The sequence below is a fragment of the Hymenobacter siberiensis genome (assembly GCF_018967845.1).
GTDB classification, from domain to species: Bacteria; Bacteroidota; Bacteroidia; order Cytophagales; family Hymenobacteraceae; genus Hymenobacter; species Hymenobacter siberiensis.
In genome coordinates this window covers 955,849-969,156 of record NZ_JAHLZZ010000001.1, presented here as the reverse complement: position 1 = coordinate 969,156, position 13,308 = coordinate 955,849, and the positions used below count along the sequence as shown (strand labels likewise).

Genomic DNA, 13,308 nt, shown 5'->3' with positions numbered 1-13,308 from the left:
CCGTTTTCAGCCCACGAAAGTACGATTCAGGCAGTTAGCAACGGCAAGAGAACAGGGTATTGTAACCGCCTGTTTTTGAATGGGCGCGGCAAAAGCGTTACTTTTGAGGCTTTTTAGGGAGAATTTGTCTTGCGGGGCTGAAATTTTTCCTGGTTTTTGTTCGATTCAGCCCCAACTGGCCTTTATGCCGACACATCCTTTTCGTTATTTCAAGTCGCTGTGGCTGCTGGTCCTGCCCACGCTGCTGCTTTTTTCGTCGTGTACTTCCACTCGTTATTTCAACCAACGCACCATGTTCCGGCTCACCGACAGCCAGGGCCGCCAGTTGGATAGCACCAAGCTGCGGCTGGCCGTGAACCGTACGGCGCGCAACTACCTCATCCAGCCCAATGATTTTCTGGAGGTACGGGTGAATACCAACAAGGGCGAGCGCATTCTGGACCCCAACGGCGAATTACAGTTTGGTCAGCCCAGCGGAGCGCTACCCAGCCGTAGCACCGGTGCCGCCGCCAGCCCCAGCAGTGGTGGTGGCAACGCCCGCGCTGCCGGAGGCCAGCGCGCCACGGGCCAGACGGCCGGCAGCGCTACGGCCGGCTCCGAGTTTTTGGTACAAGCAGATGGCACGGTGGTACTGCCGCTGGTGAACCGGGTGAAGGTGAGTGGCTTGTCGTTGCTACAGGCTGACAGTATACTGCAAATCCGTTATAACGAGTTCTATAAAGAGAGCTTTGTAACCACGCGGGTGACCAACAACCGTGTTTTCATGCTGGGCGCTACCGGTGGGCAGGTTATCACGCTGGCCAACGATAACATGAACCTGATTGAGGTGCTGGCCCTGGCCGGCGGAATAGACGGTGGCGGTGGTGGAGGCGGCGGAAGTGTCGGCGGCGGCGGGTTCTACCGCTACGGCGGCAAGGCCAGCAATATTCGTATCATCCGGGGCGACTTGAAAAACCCACGTATTCAGCAGGTGGACCTGACCACGCTTGATGGGATGCGCCGGGCTAACCTGCAAATGGAGCCGAATGATATTGTTTACGTAGAGCCCGTACACCGCCCGGTGCTAGAAACCCTGGCCGACGCGGCACCCATTATCAGCTTCACCTCCCTTATTCTGACGACTACGTTGTTCATATACAGCATTGTAAAAAGATAATTCCATAAAACAGGAAACCACTGAACAGCTCGCTTCTCTTATCATAATCCAGCGCTCGCTGGCAATAATATTATAATGGCCGTAAACGAAAACTCGGAGTTGGAAGAGCTTATCCGAAATGCCAACGGCGGAGCCGTAGAGCCTTCGGTTGTGCCCAACGCCGGAGGAAATGAGGCTGACGAAGAATCCGCCAGCTTGGATGTGGCCACGTTGGTACTGGTAGCCCGGCGCAGCCTAATTTGGATGCTCTTGCTGATTATTCTGGGCGTTACGGCCTCGTGGCTGTACCTGCGCTACACCAAGCCGGTATACAAGTCGACTTCTTTGCTCAAAATTGACGAGCGCAACGAGGGCAGTGCCCTAGGTTTGGCTGGGCAAATGGCTCCAGCCGTGGTAGACAAAGGCCGCGGTAGTAAGCTGGCCGGCGAGGTAGAGTTAATTAAGTCTGACATCATTTACCGGCGGCTGAAGGACTCGCTGGACTTGGATGTGAACTACTACGTGCAGGGCACGGTGCTGGAGTCGGAAATGTACGGAACCTCTCCTTTCCGCGTAGTCTATAAAATCACTGATAACGCGCTGTATAACCGCAAGTTCGATTTGAAATTTGTGAATCAGCAGCGTTTTAAGCTCGACTTTACCAATCAAAACCGACCACAGGGCGGCGAATACGCGCTAGGGCAGACCATTGCATTGCCCGGCATTACGCTGCAGGTGCTGCCAACAGATAAGCTGAGTACAGACGCACTGGAAAGCAATTACCATTTCACGGTGCAGGACGACAACACCCTGAACGCCTATCTGGATAAGAACCTGACTGTTGAGATTGTTAACCCGGACGCCAATACGATTGGCATCTCGTTCAACGATTTCAATGCAGTGAAGGCACAGGACATCGTCAATAAGATTGATTCGGTATACCTCGTCGAAAAAATTGCCAGCAAGCAGGAAGCCACCCAAAAGCAGCTCCGGTTTCTGGATAAGATTTCGGAGGAGAACCGCAAAAGCCTGCAGGATGCCGAAGACAACCTCCAAAATTTCGTGCAGCGCTCCGGCACCTACGATGTGAAGGCCGAGGTAGGGACACTTAGCTCGAAGCTGGAGAAACTGGAAGAGGACCGAATTAAGCTTGCGCAAACGTTGACTTTGCTGAGCCAAGTTGCGCAGATGGCGCAGCAGGGCAACCTCACGCGCGACGAAAACCAGACCGTGCAGCAGAGCATTCCCGCGCTGGCCGAGATTGAAGACCCGCAGCTGGGCGACCAGTTGGCCGAGCTAAACAGCCTGCAGTGGAACCTGCGGCGACTCTCACGCTCCTATACTGATAAAACGGAGGTAGTGCAGGCCGAACAGGCTAAAATCACCTTTACTCGTAACAACATCCAGCGCCTGCTGCTGCAAAACCAGAAGCTGCTGCGCCGCGGCATGGACGAGCTCAACGCCCAGCGCGCCAAGCTGACCGGCGAGCTGCAGAGTTTGCCCGAAAAGGGCACCGAGCTGGCCCGCCTGCAACGCCCGCTGGACTTGTACGAAAAGTCCTTCCTGATGCTGCTGGATAAGAAGATGGAATTCAATATCGAGAAAGCCGGCACCACGGCCGACTTCCAGATTCTGTCACCGGCCTCGCCGCCCTCGCCGCCCATTTTCCCCAATCGGCTCATCGTGTATGCCGTGGGGCTGGCGGGCGGGCTGCTGCTGGGCCTGGGCCTGATTGCGGTGCGCTACTTCATGCACAACACGGTGACCAACGTGCGGGAGCTGGAGCGCAACACCCGAGCCTCGGTGCTGGGCATCATCCCGACCTACGATAAGGAGAAAATGGAAGTGTCGCGCCTGGTGGTGGACAAGAACCCAAAATCGGCCATTTCTGAGTCGATACGCTCCATTCGAACTAACCTGGATTTCATCAGCTCATCCAAAAAGAAACGCCTGATTTCGGTGACGTCTACCATCTCCGGCGAGGGCAAAACCTTTGTCACCGTGAACCTGGGCGGCATCATTGCCCTCTCGGGACAGAAGGTCATCATCCTGGACCTGGACATGCGCAAGCCCAAAGTCAACCTGGCATTTGGGGCCGAAAACACGCGCGGGGTAAGTACCATCCTCATTGACCGGCATAACGTGCAGGAATGCATTCAGCCAACAAGTATTGACTCCCTGCAGTTTATCTCGGCCGGCCCGACGCCGCCCAATCCGTCAGAGCTGATTCTGAGCGACCGATTCGATACCATGATTCAGGAGTTGTTCCAATTGTATGACGTCATCCTGATTGATACGCCTCCCGTGGGTTTGGTCACGGACGGCATTCTCATCATGCGCAAGGCTGATATTCCGCTTTATATTGTGCGGGCCGGCTATTCGCGCAAGGCCTTCATTAAGAACATGAACCGGCTTATTCGCAGCAATAACTTTACGCGCATGTGTACTATCCTCAACGATGCGCAGTCGGGTGGCGGCTATGGTTATGGCTACGGCTACGGCTACGGCTATGGTGCGTATGGCCAGGGCTACTACGAGGAGCCCGCGTCTAAAAAACTGACCTTCGGCGAAAAGCTGAAGAAGTTTTTCACCTAATACACACATCATAAATGGCTTCGCTCTGGCAACGTCTTTTTGGCGGGGCGACTTCCGCTTCGGTGGCTCCGGCCACGCTGGCAGCCCTGGCGACCGATATGCATTCGCACCTGCTGCCGGGCCTCGACGACGGGGCTGAAACGGTGGAGCATTCGCTGGACCTACTCCGGGCCTTGCGCGACCTCGGCTACCGCAAACTGGTGATGACGCCCCACATCATGGGCGACTTCTACAAGAATACGCCGGAAGGCATTCGGGCCGCGCTTAAGTTGCTGCGCGAGGCCGCTGCCGCTGCCGGCTTGCACGATGTAGCCCTCGAATGCGCCGCTGAGTACTACCTCGACGAGTTTCTGGGCCAAAAGTTGGCCGATGGGACTGAGATGCTCACCTTCGGCGGCGACAAGCGCTACCTGCTGTTCGAAACCTCGTACATGAACGAGCCGCTTAACCTTTTCGAAATTATTTTCGAGATGAAGGCTCAGGGTTACCAGCCGGTATTGGCTCATCCGGAGCGCTATACGTACCTCTACGGTCGCTTTGCCGAAATCGAGAAGATGCGCCGCGACTACGGTGTGCTGCTCCAAGTGAACCTGAACTCGCTGTCTGGCTACTACTCACCAGCCGCTAAAAAAGTAGCCGAGCAGTTGATTGAGGGCGAACTGGTTGATTTCGTTGGCACCGATACCCACCACCTGCGCCACACCGATACCCTGGCCCAGCGCACGCTCGTGCAGCCATACATGGAAAAGCTGCTTCGGCTTCCTTTGCTGAACAATACGCTTTAGCCAGTGGCCCGTTAGCAGTCGTTGGCAATTGAGTACTTCTGCTGACACTGCCTATTTGCCGTCAGGCATTAATCCTTGATTTCATGATATTTGTAACCGGCGGCACCGGCCTTATTGGTTCTTTTCTGTTGCGGGCGCTACGGGAGCGGGGGCTGGCCGTGCGCGCGTTGCACCGGGGCGCGGTACCTACCGGCGGTGCTCCCGGGGTGGAGTGGGTAGCCGGCGACCTGCTTGATACCGAACAGCTGCGAGTGGCCATCACTCCCGATGTCACGCATGTTTTCCACTGCGCGGGACTGGTATCGTACGCACCGCAGGACGAAGACCTCCTGCTGAGCGTGAACGTGCAGGGCACCGCCGCCCTGGTCGATGCCTGTCTGGAACGACCGGGCATCCGGCTGGTGCACGTATCTTCGGTGGCGGCGCTGGGCGGGCCGGCGGCGGCGGCGGTTGCGGCCCCAGGCGAGGCATTATCTGTAACCGAAAAGGCTTCCTGGGACCTGGGGGCGGCGCATCCGGCCTACGCCACCTCCAAATACCTGGGCGAGTTGGAAGTATGGCGCGGCGTGGCCGAGGGGCTATCAGCCGTCATCGTGAACCCGTCGGTGGTGCTGGGACCGGGCGACTGGCACCGCAGCAGCACCCGTCTGCTACGCTACGCGCACCAGCAGCACCGCTTCTACACCCGCGGCCTCATCAATTTCGTGGACGTGCGCGACGTGGTGGCCCAGCTACTGGCCCTGGCCTTCGACCAGCCTGCGGCCAATGGCCAGCGCTACATTCTGAGCGCCGAGGCCGTGCCGTTAGCCGATTTTTTTCGGCAGGCGGCGGCGGCCATGCAGCGCCGACCGCCCACCGTGGCCGTGCCCGACTGGGCCGCTGAGATTATCTGGCGGCTGGAGCACGCCCGCGCCGTGCTCACCGGAGCGCGACCGCTCATTACTAAAGATACAGCCCGGGCCGGCCGGCAACCGGTGGTATACAGCCACGCCAAAGTGCAAAGCGCTACCGGCCTAGCATTCCGGCCGTTAGCTGATACCCTGGCGTGGTGCGCGGCCAAGCTGGGAGCGAAACCCGGCAGCCTCGAACCGGTTATCGTATCTTAGCAACAATCAGATTGCACGGTTTTGGCCAATATTTGTTATTATTGATAGAGTACTGATAAAGTGGAGTGGAATGATTCCGGCGAGTAGCGCCACAAACGGTTCCGGCCGTTGGACTCAATAATCCACAAAACCAGATTAATCCACTTAACTGCGGTTTTATGCGCATGAACGAACATTTTGAAAACCACCGGACCGTGCTGGATACCGTGCGTCGCTTCGAGCGCATGGTTGCCCAGCAGGAGTCTGTTTTCTTCGACCTGGAAGACTTCGAGAACATCATCGACCATTACGTGACGAGTGCCGAGTTTGACAAAGCTCTGCAAGCCTGTGAAGCAGCCCTCGGCCAATACCCCTTTTCTACTGAGCTGCTGATTGACCGGGCGCAAGTGACGGCTATGCGCGGCGACTATACCGAAGCCGAGCGTCAGATTGATGCCGTAGCGGCCTTGGACCCTACTAATGCCGATGTGGCCGTAACCCGCGGCATCATCAGCACGCAGCGGGGCGAATTTGCCCAAGCTGTGGAGTTTTTCCGGACCGGCCTGGAGCAGGAGCCCGAGCGCGAAGACATTCACTTCAACCTCGGCCTGGCATTTCAGAGCTGGCAGAAATTCAAAAGCGCCGCCAAGCACTACAAGCAGAGCCTGCGCCTCAACCCTGATAACGAAACCGGCGTGCAGGAACTCCTGCACTGTCTCGACATTACGGCGCGGCTGGAAGAGCATGAGGATTTCTTCAGGCGCTTTACGGACGATGACCCCTACTCGGCCACGGCCTGGTACAACCTGGGCCAGTACTGGTACCGCCGCGAGGACTTTACGAAGGCCGCCGAGGCCTTCGACTTCGCCGTGACCATCAGTGCCGACTTCTACGATGCCCACCACTGGCTGGCCGACACCTTTGTGTGCCAGCAGGAGTACCTGAAGGCCATTCCGGAGTTCGAGATGGCTTACCCACCCGGCGAGCCCACCGATGAGGCCCTGTGCAACATCGGCGAGTGCTACGAAAAGCTACGCGAGTGGGAGCCCGCCCGCAAATACTACCGCCAGGCGCTGGAACTGAACCCAGAGATGGACGAGGCCTGGTTTGGCCAGGGCGTGCTGCTGCAGGAGCAGGAGCGCTGGTTCGAGGCCATTCATTATTTCCGCAAGGCGACGGAGCTGTATGCCGAAAGCGGCGAGTACTGGTCGGCACTGGGTGCGGCCGAAAACCAGGTGGGCAACGTGGTAAGTGCCCTCGAAGCCTATGAGAAAGCCACCGAAGTAGCCCCCGACGACGTGCAGGGCTGGGTGAACTGGAGCGCCATTCTCTACGAGCAGGGCCATTTCGGCGAGGCCGTGGACCTGGTGCGCCATGCCGTGGAGCTGCACCCGCACGAAGCCCATTTTCACTATATGCTATGCGCTTACCTGTTGGCCGATGGACGCATGCGCGAGGCTTACGAGACCCTAGAAACTGCCCTCACGCTCAATTATGAGCAGCACATCACCCTGTTCGACTACTTCCCCCAGCTGCGGGAGCAGCCGGGCCTGAAACGGCTTATTGACCAGTTTCGGAAATAACGTTTCGGCTTACCGCTACTTTTGTAACCGCCCGTCAGCCGACGGGCGGTTTTTCTTTGCCCGCGCCACCCTTTTTTTAGAGCGGGCAAGGCTTCCCCAAACACCCATATTTCACTTACCATTAATGAATTACGACCTCTCCCAACTGCCGGAGCGCACCCCCAAGCCCCGCGAGCAGGGCTACACCATGGTGATGGACAAAGGCCTGAGCCTGCGCGAAGTTGAAGATTTTCTGGAAGTAGGCGAAGCCTATACCGACGTGGTGAAACTGGGCTGGGCTACTTCCTACGTAGTGCCCAACCTGAAGCGCAAGCTCGAAATCTACCGCGAAGCCAATATTCCGGTGTACTTCGGCGGCACGCTGTTTGAAGCCTTCATCATTCGCAACCAGTTCGACGATTACCGTCGCCTGCTGGACACTTATGGTATGGAGTATGCCGAGGTATCAGATGGCAGCATCGACCTCGACCACGAGCGCAAATGCGAGTATATCCGTGAGCTGAGCAAGTACGTGCGCGTGCTGAGCGAAGTGGGCTCGAAGGATGCCGAAAAAATCATCCCGCCCTATAAGTGGATTTCGCAGATGCAGACCGAGCTGGAAGCCGGGGCCATTAAAGTAATCGGCGAGGCCCGCGAGGGCGGCAACGTGGGTCTGTTCCGCAGCACCGGCGAGGTACGCTCGGGCCTGGTCGAGGAGATTCTGACCAAGATTCCCTCGGAGAAAATCCTGTGGGAAGCCCCGCAGAAAGCACAGCAGGTGTGGTTCATCAAGCTACTGGGTGCCAACGTGAACCTGGGCAACATTGCCCCCAATGAGGTAGTGAGCCTCGAAACCATCCGCCTGGGCCTGCGCGGCGACACGTTCTCGCACTTCCTCGATATGGATGCCGTGGACCCCATGTTCCACCCGGCCGCCAAAACCGGCAAGCCCGGCACTTCCATGCCCCGCGGCTAGGAAAGCACGGCTGGTTTACTGCTTCAACCAATAAAACAAAGGCCCGTCATGCTGAGCATGACGGGCCTTTGTTTTATGCGTGCCCGGCTACCAGCATCCAATAAAAAAGAGCCGGCCTCCTTGCGGAGACCGGCTCTTTTATTGGCCGGAGCCGTGGCGCAGCTTATTGCTTCACCACTTTCAGGTTTTTCACTTCGCCGGAAGGCAGGGTGATTTTCACCAGGTACATACCAGCTTTCAGGTCGCCCATACCGGCTACCGAAGCATCGGTGAGACCGCCGGTCAGCACCACGTTCTGCTGCTGCAGGGTGCGGCCCATCATGTCGGTCACCAACAGCTTGGCCGTGCCCGTAGCCGCCGACTGCAGGGCTACGTGGAGTTCGTTGCCAGCATTGAGGGGGTTAGGGTAAGCCACGAAGTTGGAGGCTGGAGCCTTACCATCGAAGCTAACCACGGTCGGAGCGAAGAAAGCATCTTTGCCGTCCAGGTCAAGCTGGTGCAAGCGGTAGTAGCGCTTGCCCGTCTTGTTGGCTTCTTTGTCTACGTAGCTGTAGTTAGTCACTTGCGTGGTGTTGGGCGAAGCGCTCGGAACCGAAGTCAACGTGCGGTACTCGGTGCCATTGGTCGAAACCTGCACTTCGTATCCTTTGCTGTTCTCTTCCGAAGCCGTCTGCCAGGTCACTAGGGCATCATTACCAAGACGCTTAGCATCGAAAGCCGTTAGACGTACAGGAAGCGGGTTATCCCGGTCACCTAGGGTAAACGTAGCAAAATCAGTAACGTTGTTCTTGCTTACTGTGTAATTCACTACTGCGCCATCACGGCCCAGGCTACCGAAGGTGTCACCGTTGTTTTTTGAAAGAAAAAGCACAAGATTTTGCTCCGGAATGGTTGCGGTGTTTGTTGGGCTCAGGTTCTTGGTCTCGTTGGGTAGTACGCTGAACGTTACGTTGGCAAGCAAGTTAAAGCCAGCCTTACCCAGGTTAGATGGCTGGATGCCAAATACCCGACGTACGCTAATCCGGGTGCCGGAGAAGAAGTAGTTCTGCACAGTGCTCCGCGTGATGTTAATATCACCGGGGTCACTGCTACCCAAGAATTCGAAGGTGAAGCCAAGACCACCAAGTGTGCGCGGGGCACCTTCATTGGCGAGCACGTTAGCACGCCGGGTCTGAATCAGACCGAAAACGTAAGAGTTGTCCGTTTCGCCAACTATCTGAGCGCCCTGGGTACTGTTGACGGCAAGGCGGTCAGCCATTTGAATAAACGAACCACCAGGATTTTGCGAATCGGTGGTCACAATAGTATTGCCCATCGAAGAATCGAATACTAGCTGCTCACCAACGTTAGCTATCCCAGTAACGGCTTTGGTGCCGCCACCCGATACGGTCAGAGTGGCATAGTTAGCCTGACCAATGTTTTGAGGATTAGCGGAAGCAAACCACGTATTAGAGTTGTCGCGGGTGATGTAGCTCAGGAAACGGTTCGAGAAATCGCCGTAAATCTTTAAGACGCTGTTCGGTTGCAAACGCAGAATCGAACGGTCGATAGTGCTACTCTCCCCCAGCAAGCTCAGGTTACGGGCAAGTGCAGGGCCCGAGTTGGCGTTGTTAACCGTTACGCGCGTAGTACTAACCGTTGGGTTGGGCGTATTCAGGTACGACTGGTCGCTGAATATATTCGGATACGGTGATCCATTGCCGGTTGCGAAGTTAGGAATCACAACGTTAGTCATGGCATCAGGAATACGGTTTAGGTCCCAGTTGCTGGTATTGAACCAGTTATCATCGTTATTGCCATTCCAGGTAACCGTCTGGATAGGCGTACCAGTAGTGCTAAAAGTTGCCGTATAGTTAGCTCCGCCGTTGTTGTCAATCAGCGTTTCAAATGAGCCGTTGGCTCTCCGGACGTCCGAAGTGAAAAAGACTTGCACAAAGAAACTGCCGATGCCGGCGTTAGCCAGGTTAGCAATCAGGTTACGCTGCTCATTAGTCACCGAAAACTGTCTGGTGCCGCTGTTTAAAGAAATTTGCTGTAGTGGGAAGCTGGTGAAAGTGCCGGGGTTGCTGCCATTCTTGAAAACCCGAAAGTTCAGAATCGTATTCAGCACTGCATCGCCGCCACTCTCAAAAGTGGTGGCCGTACCGCCCTTCAAAATCAACTGGCCATTATTGATGTCGAAAGTGCCCAGATTACTCATGTTGAACATAGGCGTTCCAGGAGCACTAGCATTGTAGGTAACGTTACCATTGGTAACATTATTAGGATTGACAATTACCGTAGTGTTGCTGAGGCTGGTAGGAGGAATGGGAGCACCCGTAACCGTAAAAGTAGCTGAACGTGGAGGGGCATTATTAATATTGCCGAAAGTAACGTTATTGTCGTCAGCACGGAAGAAAAGGTCAAACGTATAATTAGTGCTAGCGCCACCAGTAAGTGAGGCCAGTAGATTTCTGTTTTGACCACTTACAGTAAAAGTGCGAACTCCGCCACTCAGGGTTCCCGAGCCGAGCGCAACGTCAATCAGACCTGAAGGGGTATTACCTGTCTGGTAAATTCGATAGCGAAGCACTGCACTATTGAAATTTCCAGTGGGGTCATTGATAGTGAGCGTGGCACCATTCAACGTGAACACGTCAGTTGGTGTAGCTAAATCGAATGTGCTGAAATTAGCTCCTTGAAATACGCCAGGACCGGGGGTAGTAGATTGCGTGTCGTAGGTACTGTTCGTGCCACGCACGTTCAAAGTAACAGTATTTGCAGTAATTGCTGTTTGCGCCAATACTGTTTGCGAAGCACTAAGCCCGACAAACAAGGCGAATAACGGAATAAGAGAACTTAGAAAGCGGCGCTGCCGCAGCAGCTTCTGGGTAAAAGTTAATGGTTGCATGGAATTGGGGATTGGATGAATTAGAGAGGAAAGCGCAGTAGCTCGCGTATCATGACAAGGCGCATGTACGTAAAGGTGAAAAAAAGGTCTGAGAATTCAGGGATAATTTTAAAAAATGCTCACTGCGTCCTAATAAGGCACTTTTTATATATAAAGAACGAATTCGATAAAATAATATAATTGCATTATTAAAGGTTTTAGTTAGCTCACCTAGTGCACGACGCTGTAGGGCACGGTCGCCAAAGCCTTTTTCTCGGCAGGTAGTTCCACACCGAGCAAATCATGTACACTTACCCGGATTTTATTAGAGAGTTGGGTGATGGGCAAATCGTTGCTGTCGTAGCCGAAGGGGTTTTCAATTTCGTTGCCAATCATCTCCAGGCCCAGCATGGCGTAGGCCCCAATCATGGTGACGGGCACCATCCACCAGCCGCAGGAATCGACCAGTACCAGGGGCATTACCATGATGAACACGGTGATGTAGCACTTGATGAAAAAACTGTAGGAGTACGGGATGGGCGTGGATTTGATTCGCTCGCAGGTACCGCTCACCGACATCATGGCCAGGTAGTGATGCTTGATGTTGATGAGGTAGATGGGGTCGAAAATCTGAACCTGCCGCAGCTGCTCCACGCTTTCCATGAGCACGGCGATGATGGTGGAGGCCACGCTTTCGGCTTTTTGCAGGCGCTCAATAATGTCGGGCGTGGCCTCCATCTTATCGAAGCGCATGCGGTTGCGCAGGCTGCCTTCGAGGGCAATGGGGAAGTTGGAGATGAGGGCGGCGAAGTAGCGGCGGCTGGATTTGGCCTCGCGCGGCAACAGGGCGTTCATTTCCATGGCCAGGCCCCGGCACTGCGATACCAGAACGCCCCAGACTTTGCGGCCTTCGTAGTACCGGTCGTAGGCCGTGTTGGTACGGAACACCAGCAGCAAGCTGAGCAGAATGCCCAGGATGGACAGGTATTCGCGCCCGATGCGGACGTTGAGGGTGTGAAAATCGAGACTGACAACGGCAATGCCCGAACCGTAGAGGCCCACCAGCGCCACGCGCTTCAACAACAGGCGGATGACGGCCGAAGTATGAAAGTGCCACAAGGCCCGCCACCAGTCACCGCCTTGATAAACAATCATTGAGTAAGAATTATTTTGTCCTGCAACGGCAAATCATTTGCCGGGGTTGGGCTTGCACAGCCGCACCGTAGAATAGTGAAAATGAGCTTTCGCCAAATCCGTAGCGGCACTACGGCAGGCTTTATCATAGGTCATGCCATATTCTGGCCGCCTGATACTAACCTGAACAGTATATCGGGGCTTCTAACAGGTTAACAACATGCCCACTACCCAGAACAGCGGGTTTTGTTTGCCTTGGAAAAAATATCGAATAAATACTGCGTTTAGAACCCGGCTGGTCTACCGGGCCGCAAAGGTAAGAACCACAGACTCGAGACGCTAACTACGGAAAACAATATACCGAATGCCCGGGCCGCTGATGCCCAGTGGCCGTAGCAGTTTCGGCGGCGACCGGTTTTCTTTGTGGCTCACTTCACGTCCGGCATGGAAATCATCAAACACTTTTTCGACCTTCTGCTTCATCTTGACAAGACCCTGGTAGATGTGGTACACAACTATGGCACCTGGACTTACATGGTGCTGTTCCTGATTATTTTTACCGAAACGGGCATTATCGTATTCCCCTTCCTGCCCGGCGATTCGCTGCTGTTTGCGGCCGGAGCCCTGGCCGCCCGCCCCGAAACCGGCCTGAACGTGTGGATAATCATTCCGCTGCTGATTGCGGCCGCGTTCATTGGCGACAATGTGAACTACACCGTGGGCGACTACCTGGGGCCCCGGGTGTTCCGCGAAGACTTCCGGTTTTTGAACCGCAAGTACCTCGACCAGACGCAGGCCTTCTACGCCAAGCATGGCGGCAAAACCATTATCATGGCGCGCTTCGTGCCCATTGTTCGCACGTTTGCGCCCTTCGTGGCGGGCATCGGCACCATGACGTACCGCTACTTCGCGTCGTACAGCATTATGGGGGCGGTGCTGTGGGTGGTGGTGCTCACGCTGGCCGGCTACCTGTTCGGCAACATTGAGGTGGTGCAAAAGAACTTTGAGCTGGTTATTCTGGGCATCATTGCGCTGTCGGTGCTGCCGCCGCTGTGGTCGTTTGTGAAAGGGAAGATGGCCGGCCCGGCCGATGCTCCGGCCCGGTAGCGGGCGAATGGCCGCGCGCCGCGCAGCTACACCGGGCTGCCAGTAGCAAGCCGTTTCGGA

At 55.6% G+C, this 13,308-nt stretch carries 9 protein-coding genes; 7 read left to right on the top strand and 2 right to left on the bottom strand.

From position 1 onward, the window contains the following. Nucleotides 1-184 precede the first annotated feature (184 nt). The 6 genes from KQ661_RS04120 to KQ661_RS04095 all read left to right on the top strand — a co-directional run bounded on the left by KQ661_RS04120 (nt 185) and on the right by KQ661_RS04095 (nt 8,138). Complete coding sequence (locus KQ661_RS04120; protein WP_216685738.1) at nt 185-1,156, top strand: polysaccharide biosynthesis/export family protein; 972 nt, start codon at nt 185-187, stop codon at nt 1,154-1,156. Nucleotides 1,157-1,231: 75 nt separating this feature from the next. Beyond that, entirely contained in the window at nt 1,232-3,730 is a 2,499-nt protein-coding gene (locus KQ661_RS04115) for a polysaccharide biosynthesis tyrosine autokinase (RefSeq protein ID WP_216685737.1), read from the top strand. Nucleotides 3,731-3,744: 14 nt separating this feature from the next. Then, nucleotides 3,745-4,515: a tyrosine-protein phosphatase gene (locus KQ661_RS04110; RefSeq protein WP_226915710.1), complete on the top strand. Its 771-nt coding sequence runs from the start codon at nt 3,745-3,747 to the stop codon at nt 4,513-4,515. Between the two features lie 83 nt (nt 4,516-4,598). Beyond that, entirely contained in the window at nt 4,599-5,621 is a 1,023-nt protein-coding gene (locus tag KQ661_RS04105) for an NAD-dependent epimerase/dehydratase family protein (protein WP_216685736.1), read from the top strand. Nucleotides 5,622-5,785: 164 nt separating this feature from the next. After that, nucleotides 5,786-7,183: a tetratricopeptide repeat protein gene (locus KQ661_RS04100; protein ID WP_216679474.1), complete on the top strand. Its 1,398-nt coding sequence runs from the start codon at nt 5,786-5,788 to the stop codon at nt 7,181-7,183. Nucleotides 7,184-7,307: 124 nt separating this feature from the next. Continuing rightward, the gene (locus KQ661_RS04095) at nt 7,308-8,138 is read left to right on the top strand and encodes a phosphosulfolactate synthase (RefSeq protein ID WP_216679473.1); all 831 of its coding nucleotides are present in this window, start codon (nt 7,308-7,310) and stop codon (nt 8,136-8,138) included. Nucleotides 8,139-8,301: 163 nt separating this feature from the next. On the opposite strand, the gene KQ661_RS04090 is transcribed toward KQ661_RS04095, so the two are convergent. Continuing rightward, nucleotides 8,302-11,028 (bottom strand): T9SS type A sorting domain-containing protein, encoded by a 2,727-nt coding sequence (locus KQ661_RS04090; protein WP_216685735.1) that lies wholly within the window; start codon nt 11,026-11,028, stop codon nt 8,302-8,304. Between the two features lie 210 nt (nt 11,029-11,238). Next, the gene (locus KQ661_RS04085; protein ID WP_216685734.1) at nt 11,239-12,162 is read right to left on the bottom strand and encodes a bestrophin family protein; all 924 of its coding nucleotides are present in this window, start codon (nt 12,160-12,162) and stop codon (nt 11,239-11,241) included. Between the two features lie 423 nt (nt 12,163-12,585). On the opposite strand from KQ661_RS04085, the gene KQ661_RS04080 reads away from it, so the two are divergent. Then, on the top strand, nt 12,586-13,248 hold the full coding sequence (locus KQ661_RS04080; protein ID WP_216679470.1) for a DedA family protein: 663 nt from the start codon (nt 12,586-12,588) through the stop codon (nt 13,246-13,248). The last annotated feature ends 60 nt before the right edge of the window (nt 13,249-13,308 follow it).